This window comes from Pedobacter kyungheensis (assembly GCF_000812965.1).
GTDB classification, from domain to species: domain Bacteria; phylum Bacteroidota; class Bacteroidia; order Sphingobacteriales; family Sphingobacteriaceae; genus Pedobacter; species Pedobacter kyungheensis.
The window spans coordinates 1-1,266 of record NZ_JSYN01000066.1 but is presented as its reverse complement, the minus strand read 5'-3'; the positions used below and the strand labels follow the sequence as shown (position 1 = coordinate 1,266).

General features: G+C 47.7%; 1 protein-coding gene. It reads right to left on the bottom strand.

The window, feature by feature from the left end; genetic code table 11:
- Window positions 1–881: 881 nt before the first annotated feature.
- Window positions 882–1,266, bottom strand: a 385-nt coding sequence (locus OC25_RS28300) for a hypothetical protein (protein ID WP_039483633.1), incomplete at its 5' end; no start/stop codon positions are given.

Here is a 1,266-nt window from a genome sequence, read left to right as displayed (position 1 = left end):
TATGCTGAACTTGTTTCAGCATCTCTTTATATTCACGTTAATCTATTCGTAATCCTGAAATAAATCTGATAGCTATCGGACTTGTTTCAGCATCTCTCAATAGTGTACGCTATTCAAGAAGAGACCCTGAAACGCCCGTCCGACCGTCCGGGAGGAAGTTCAGGGTGACGCTCCCTTTCGCAAATCCGTCATTCCCACGCAGGCGGGAACCACGAAGTGCTCAGCGAAGCTAATCTTAATGCTTTCGCTATTGTTCCTTATGCACAGCCCTTACCCGACTCACCGCCGCGGGTGCTCTTTCTTTTCTCTTGATAGAAAAGAAACAAACTTGAGCGCAGCGAAAGCATGCCTGCCTATGAAAACAACAACAAAATGGCATAACTGAAAGGCTTGGATCAGTTTTTTATGCGATAATGTTGTTTTTATCGGTATAAAAGATTGCTGCGCAATTCTTGTAAAAAGCTACGAAAACCTAATTTGCGGCAGTTGCTATGCGCCTGCTCTCGCTCATTCGCACGCACGCGCTTACTCCTGCCTTGAACAGTACCTGTATGAAAGGCAGTGCAAAGTTTTTCGTGCTTTTTCCTGCGAAAATCTCCTATGCCGGATAGCAGGGTGCAGAGGATCCCCCTCGCCGTCGTGCTTTTCCCCTTGCCGTCATGCTGAATTTATTTCAGCATCTCTTTATATTCACGTTAATCTATTCGTAATCCTGGGATAAATCTGATAGCTATCGAACTTGTTTCAGCATCTCTCAATAGTGTACGCTAGTCAAGAAGAGACCCTGAAACACCCGTCCGACCGTCCGGGAGGAAGTTCAGGGTGGCGCTCCCTTTCGCAAATCCGTCATTCCCACGAAAGTGGGAATCTTAATGCTATAGTTATTTTATTTCCCCTTCGCGCAGTCTTGCCGCGGCTAGCCGCCGAACCGCTCTTACTTTTGGCTTGATCCAAAAGTAACAAAAGATCAAGGCCTGGATCCTTTCTTGTAAAAAGCTACGAAAACCTAATTTGCGGCAGTTGCTATGCGCCTGCTCTCGCTCATTCCAACGCACGCGCTTGCTCCTGCCTTGAGCAGTGCTGGTATGAAAGGAATTGCAAAGTTTTTCGTGCTTTTTCCTGCGAAAATCTCCTATGCCGGATAGCAGGGTGCAGGGGATTCCAGTGGTTAGCTTGTCATCCTGAGCGGAGTCGAAGGACGTTTGTAGTTCCCTTCCCTGATCGTCATTGCGAAGCCGGGTGGTGTGAGCTGAAGCCTGCCTGCTG